Source organism: Muribacter muris, assembly GCF_001038205.1.
In the GTDB taxonomy this organism is placed as follows: domain Bacteria; phylum Pseudomonadota; class Gammaproteobacteria; order Enterobacterales; family Pasteurellaceae; genus Muribacter; species Muribacter muris.
Genome location: NZ_JWIZ01000042.1, coordinates 24743 through 31271 on the forward strand (window position 1 = coordinate 24743; position 6529 = coordinate 31271).

At 46.1% G+C, this 6529-nt stretch carries 5 protein-coding genes and 1 pseudogene; 1 reads left to right on the forward strand and 5 read right to left on the reverse strand.

Annotation, left to right across the window (positions count from 1 at the left end):
* Nucleotides 1-118: 118 nt before the first annotated feature.
* The 3 genes from RO21_RS07295 to smrB form a co-directional block, all read right to left on the reverse strand.
* A complete protein-coding gene (locus RO21_RS07295; RefSeq protein WP_047977142.1) occupies nucleotides 119-2344 on the reverse strand; it encodes an ATP-binding protein in 2226 nt (741 codons plus the stop codon).
* A 47-nt stretch (nucleotides 2345-2391) separates the two neighbouring features.
* Nucleotides 2392-3258: a membrane protein gene (locus RO21_RS07300; RefSeq protein WP_047977143.1), complete on the reverse strand. Its 867-nt coding sequence runs from the start codon at nucleotides 3256-3258 to the stop codon at nucleotides 2392-2394.
* A gap of 98 nt (nucleotides 3259-3356) precedes the next feature.
* On the reverse strand, nucleotides 3357-3887 hold the full coding sequence (smrB, locus tag RO21_RS07305) for an endonuclease SmrB (protein ID WP_047977144.1): 531 nt from the start codon (nucleotides 3885-3887) through the stop codon (nucleotides 3357-3359).
* 90 nt (nucleotides 3888-3977) lie between these two features.
* Here smrB and prmB point away from each other — a divergent pair, with 90 nt between their 5' ends.
* Nucleotides 3978-4928 (forward strand): 50S ribosomal protein L3 N(5)-glutamine methyltransferase, encoded by a 951-nt coding sequence (gene prmB / locus RO21_RS07310; RefSeq protein ID WP_047977145.1) that lies wholly within the window; start codon nucleotides 3978-3980, stop codon nucleotides 4926-4928.
* Between the two features lie 17 nt (nucleotides 4929-4945).
* Here prmB and pdxR read toward each other — a convergent pair whose 3' ends face one another.
* Nucleotides 4946-6355, reverse strand: coding sequence for a MocR-like pyridoxine biosynthesis transcription factor PdxR (gene pdxR, locus RO21_RS07315; protein ID WP_047977146.1), 1410 nt, complete (start codon nucleotides 6353-6355; stop codon nucleotides 4946-4948).
* Nucleotides 6356-6454: 99 nt separating this feature from the next.
* Nucleotides 6455-6529 (reverse strand): annotated as a pseudogene (locus RO21_RS12860) (IS1595 family transposase); the annotation flags it as partial.

The following is a 6529-nucleotide window of genomic DNA, read 5'->3' on the forward strand; positions in this document are numbered from 1 at the left end:
GCAAGGCTTGCGTCCCTTCATAGCACCTCGACATTATGCGATTTTATGGCGAATACCAACGTGATATGCCAGCAATATTGACATATTGCAAACAATCCGCTTTTAGCGACAGCTTGTTTTAACGGCTTTCCACCCATTGAATAGCACGGTCTAAATCGGCTTGCCAATTTGCCGAAAGCGCGTCAATCCAGCCGCTAATTTGGGCTGCCCATTGCTCGCTGTTATCCGTTTGTGCCAGTTGGGCGATTTGTTGTAATTTTGCAAGCCCGACAGAGGCTAATGCCCCTTTGATTTTATGGGCTTCTTCGGCAATCGGTTGCCGCAGTGCCGGGTTATCGGTTTGCTGCCATTGCCGTAAAAAGTGGTGCAAGTTGTCCAAGTAGGTGGGCATCAGTTTCGCAAAGAGAGCGAAATTATTCAGTACGGCTTGCTTGCCCATTACGTCAATGAGTTCCCGCAAAATTTGGCGATCGAACGGGCTGTCCGGCAGATCGGTTTCTGCTTCAAGCGGTTCGTTGTCGGCACTATTTTCCCAAAATCCTTCGTTGAAATAGCGGTTGAGACAGTCGGACAAGGCTTCAATCGAGAGCGGTTTGCGCAGCACATCGTCCATTCCCATTTGGCGATATTCCGATTTGGTTTGAACAATGTTGGCGGTGAGGGCAATCAATAGTGGCAGGTAATCGACTTCACCGTTTTCGTAGCTTGCCCGCCATTGTTGAGCGAGAGCCGTGCCGGTGGTGTCCGGCAGTTGAATATCCAGTAGCACTAAATCGTAGCTGTTTTGGTCGAACAGGCGGCAGGCTTCTGCACCGGTCATTGCGACATCGACTTGGCAACTGAATTTATCCAGCATTGCTTTCGCCACCACGACATTCACTTCAATATCTTCCACCAATAAGACTTTGAGGGCGTGCGTATTGAGGGAAACGGCTTGTTGGGAATTAACTTCATCGGCTTGGATTGTCAGAGTAAAGGTTGAACCTTGGTTCAGTTCGCTTTCGACGGTTAAATCGCCCCCCATTAGCTTGGCGATACGTTTGGAGATCGCAAGCCCAATGCCGCTGCCTTGCGCTTTTTTGCCTTGGGAATTTTCCGATTGGTAGAACATTGCGAAAATTTTGCGGTGTTCACTGGCTTTAATGCCGATGCCGGTATCCCGTAAAATAAAGCCGAAATGGTCATTATCATAGCGGACGACATTCAAATAAATATCGCCGCCGGCGGGGGTAAATTTGACCGCATTACTGACTAAATTCCACAATATTTGGCTAAGGCGGGCGTTATCGACAAAAATAAAGGTTGGCAGATCGTCGTCATAGTGGATATGGAATTTAATTTTTTTCTGTTCTGCCATTAGGTTGGCAAAATGGCTGATATTGCTGATGAGCTGTGAAAACTCCACTTCGGTGCGGAAAAGCTCGATGCGGCGGCTGTCGATTTTTTCTAAATCAATAATATCGCTGAAAATATGCCCAAGGGAAACGGCACTGATATTGATGGTTTTCAGGTATTCCCGCTGTTGATCGCTCAGTTCCCCTTCAAGCAGAATTTGGCTCAAGCCGATAATGCCGTTTAGCGGGGTGCGTAATTCGTGGCTGATGGTTGCCATTAATGTGGTTTTATCTCGGCTGTTTTTTTCGATCACTTCTTGATAGCGTTTGCGCTCGGTAATGTCCCGTCCAAACCCCATAATGCAGTGGCGGTTATTCACTCGGTCGAAATAGGGGACTTTGCGGATTTCAAAACAGGCTAATTTATCGTTCGGGTAACGAATCCACTGTTCGTAGGTAACGCCGGTGTTGCTGATTAGCGTATCTCGATCAGTTGCCATAATCAGTTTGGCGGTTTCCTCGGAGTAAATATCTTTCGGGGTGAGGTTGATGAGTGTTTTTTCCGTTTTGCCGGTTAAAATTTCTAATGCTCGGTTGCCGCCGAGGTAATGCCCCTCGGCATCACGATAGAAGACTAAATCGGGGGAAGCATCAAAAAAGGAACGTAGAAAGGCGGCTTGTTGCTCCAGTTCGGCATTCAAACGGGCATCTTGCTCCCGTAGCCGAGAGAGCGCATTAAGGGAGTCTTCCAGCCGAATACGCGAGCGTTCCAGCTTTTCGACAATCAAATTGAAGAAATAGATCACCAATGGGGCGGAAATTAAGCCGAAGATGATCGAGCGTAAAATATCGATCGCTTGAATCTGTCCGGTAAACAGCAAACTCAATCCGGCTTGGATCACAATCGCACAACTTGCCAGCACCACAAACCCCAGCAATGCGGATTTTCCTTTTCCTAAACGTAGCACCCAATTGACGTAATTTTGGGCGTAATGCCGTAAGCCTTTCATCTATTCCCCCTATTGAAAATATAGTGTTGCCGCACCGCTACTCATAGTTAGCGCCAATAAAACAGGCAGACGATCGCCACGATTGCGACTGCAACGCCAATATAGTTGATTTTATTGATTTTTTCTTTAAATACTAATGCCCCTATGAGTGTGCCTAGTCCGATCACGCCTAGGTTCATTCCGGTGAATACGAGGGTGGGATCGTCTTTCATCGCTTGGTGGGCTTGAATGTAAAACAGAATATTGCCGAAATTTAACCCGCCTAATAATATCCCTACGCCAATGCTAGCCAAATGCCATTGGGTGCGTTTCAGCAGTAAATAGATAAACATCACGCAGCCTGCACCGATAAAGGCGATTAAGAGCGTGAGCGGGAACGCCGAGCCGCTTTTTGCCATTTGTTTGAATAAAATGTCGATAATGCCGAAACCGACCCATACCAGCGCTAAACTGATAAGTGCTGTTTTACCGCCTTTGCTGTCAATACCGGTTTGGCTTCGCCACAGTAAACAGCCTAATGCACTGAAAGCGAGTATCAATGCAAATAATTTAGGGAAAGTAACCGCTTCACCAAACAGGGTGAATGCGGCGAAAATCGGCAGAAAGAGTGAAAGGCGTTGTGCCGCATCGGTACGGATAATGCCCGCAAACTCAAGGGCTTTGGCTTGGATCAGAAACACACTCGGCAATAGCAGACCTAACGCCAAAAAGATGTAGGCGGACGGGTTCTCCGCCACAATTTGCACGAGTGTTTGCCCGTTAAAATTCGGTTTGAGCAGGCTATAACAGAGAGCAATGGCGACCAAATAGTTCACCGCAATACTCTGTGCGATGAAAATCCCTTTGCTGCGTGCAATTTTGATCAGTACCCCGACGGATACGCTACATAAAACGGCGAACACCAGTTGTAACATTTTGTTTCCTTTTCAAACAGTGATAAAGGGCGTATTCTACCTGTAATCAATGCGCTAGGAAATCGCACTTGTTGTTTTTGCAAGAAATAGGGGCGATCTCACCGCTTGTAATCGATTTTTTCCGGTTGTTCAACCAAAATCAGAATTGCCGCATCGCCGCCCCATTCTCTCGGTGCTTGATGCAGGGCAAGCACTTTGGGGTGCTGCACAAGCCAACGGGGAATTTGGTATTTTAATGCCCGTGTGCCGTAGCCGGTCATAATGCTGGCGCAGTAAACCTGTTCACGCTCGCAGGCTAAAATCAGGCTGGCAAGCTCTTTTTTGGCTTGCTCTTTGGTTAAACCGTGCAGATCCAAAAACAGCTCAGGGTGAAAATCGCCCCGCCGCAGTTGTTTGAGAATATAGGGATCAACATCTTCACGCCGATAGCGGACTTTTTCGTTTTCTTCAGTTAGCAGCGGCTCGTATTCATCGGAAAAATAAAAGAGCGTATCGGCTTGCTCTTTTAGCGCCCGAATGAGATTAGCGTTGGTTTGCCGTTCGGTTTTCGGCATAATCGTATCTTGTTTGAGCTTTTTAGCCCCTTGGGCAGCCTGCTTAAACAGCTCGACATCGTTGTCATCAAACATTCTTTTTCCTCTTAAAATTTAATTGGAAGCATTCTAACACAAAGGGAAATATGGTATAAAACCGCAAATTTTCTTTTGCGGTAAAATATTATGTTTGAACCTCGTTATAACCTCGATTTATTAGCCGATATTCACGCCTCGCCTGTTACGGACGATCTCAAAACCGTTTTAGATATGATGCGTTGGGCATACAGCTACTTTAATGCCTCCGATCTTTATTACGGGCAAGGACTTGACAATGCGTGGGACGAAGCGAACCAACTGGTGTTAAGTGCGTTGGCGTTGCCGGTCGATGTGCCGGAAAGTTTGTATGCATCACGGCTGACGTTAACGGAGAAAAATCGCATTGTGGCGATGGTGGAACAGCGTTTGGGCTTGCGTAAGCCGGTGGCGTATCTTACCCGTTCGGCGTGGTTCTGCGGCTTGGAATTTTATGTGGACGAGCGGGTGATTATTCCCCGTTCGCCGATTGGCGAGTTAATTCAACAGGGCTTTACCGGTATTTTACGCGCTGAACCAAAGCGGATTTTGGATCTCTGTACCGGTAGCGGTTGTATTGCAATTGCCTGTGCGGAGCGGTTTCCGCAAGCGGAAATTGACGGGGTTGATTTATCCGTTGATGCGTTAAATGTGGCAGAGATCAATATTGAACGCCATCAGCTTGCCCATCGGGTATTCCCAATGCAATCTGATTTGTTTGATGATTTATCGCAAGATCGCTACGACTTAATCGTTACCAACCCGCCCTATGTCGATCAGGAAGATTTGGACGATATGCCGGAGGAATTTCACCACGAGCCGGAGTTGGCATTAGGTTCTGGGGTAGACGGACTGGATATTACCAAACGTATTCTTGCTCAAGCAGCAGATTTTCTTTCGGAGAGCGGGGTATTGGTGTGCGAAGTGGGTAACAGTATGGTACATTTAATTGAGCAATTCCCAAGTGTGCCGTTTCACTGGATTGAGTTTAAACAGGGCGGGCTGGGGGTATTTAGCCTCACCAGAGAGCAGTTAATTGCCCACCGTCATCTGTTTGATTAACCCTTTTAGCCCCTGCGTCAAGGGGCTTTTATTTCCCACGCAGCCAGTAAAGCGGCTAATCCCTCGCTGATTTGTCGTTCCGATAAATTGCCAAATCCTAAACTGAACAACCGCCGCTGCGGGTAATCAATCGGGTAAAGTTTGATCTTTTGCCGTGCGGCTAACCCTAATAATGTTTCGGTTGAGCGGGTTTCGGTTAAGAGTTCAATCAACAAATTAAAGCCGGAATGCTCACCATAATAGCTGATCTTATGTTTGTAAGGGGCTAATAATTGGCAAAGTAATTCCATTTTTTTGCGGTAGATTTTGCGCATTCGGTGAAGATGCTTTTCAAAATAGCCGTGTTGAATAAAGCGGGCGAGCCGATATTGTTCAAAGCGGGAAATCGGGCAATGAAAACAGGCGCAATAGTGTTGATAAAGATCAAGCAATGCAGGCGGCAGGATCATAAATGTTAGCCGTAATGACGGCATCAATAATTTAGAAAAAGACCCTAAATAGATCACTTTATGCTGCTTATCCAGACTTTTTAATGCCGGAATCGGCTTACCTTTATAGCGAAATTCGCTGTCGTAATCGTCCTCAATAATAAAACGACAGGGCTGTGCCTCCGCCCATTCCAGCAGGGCTTGGCGTTGGGAAATCGGAATGACTTGCCCGAACGGATAGACATTTGAAGGGGTAACATAGGCAATATTGACGGGCTGTCGAAATAAAAAATCCAAATCCAACTGATATTGTGCATTCAGCGGTAATTTAATGATCGGCTTTTGATATAACTGCAGGATTTTTTCTACTTTCGGATAGCCGTAATGTTCCATTCCATAATAAAAAGGGCGGTCGGGGTAGAGCTGATTAAATAATAAAATCAAATGTTGAATACAATATTCCACCCCTGCCCCAATAATAATTTGGGCTGCCTGACAATGAATACCACGGGCAGCGGCAAGATAATCGGCTATCTGTTGGCGTAAATCAAGATCGCCCTGTGCAGCGTCTAACGGAAGCAAATGCTGGCTGGCGGAGTGGTAAAGACCTTGTCCGCTCTTTTTCCATTGTTGAAACGGGAAATGAACGGTATCAATCGCATTCGGGTTGAAATCAAATTGCGGGCGAACAAGCGGTGGGTTGGCGGGCATTTTTTGCAAAACGGCGGCTGTTTGAGGAAAATCCAATTCCGCTTGGAAACAGACGTAAAAGCCCCGCCGAGGGTGCGATTCAACATAGCCCTCGGCAATTAACTGATCATAAGCACTTTCAACCGTGTTTTGGCTGATATGTAAATATTGGCAGAGCTTACGCTTAGACGGCAGCCTATCGCCGAGTTGTAACTCCTGCCGATGAATAGCGGTTTTAATCTGCTGATAAAGTTGCTCATAGAGGGGCAATGGGGCGGATTTATCTAAATGATATGCGAGTTTTTGCATAAACTGACCTCATTTATTTATCAAAAATTGACACTTTTAATCATACCTGATTGGCGACAAAATACGAACCGTTTTTTTATTTGGGGCTGTACTAGATAACTAGAATAAATTCTGCTTTACTAATTGTTTTAAAATGGAAAATTGAACTTTTATTTCACTGTGGTTAAAACGCCA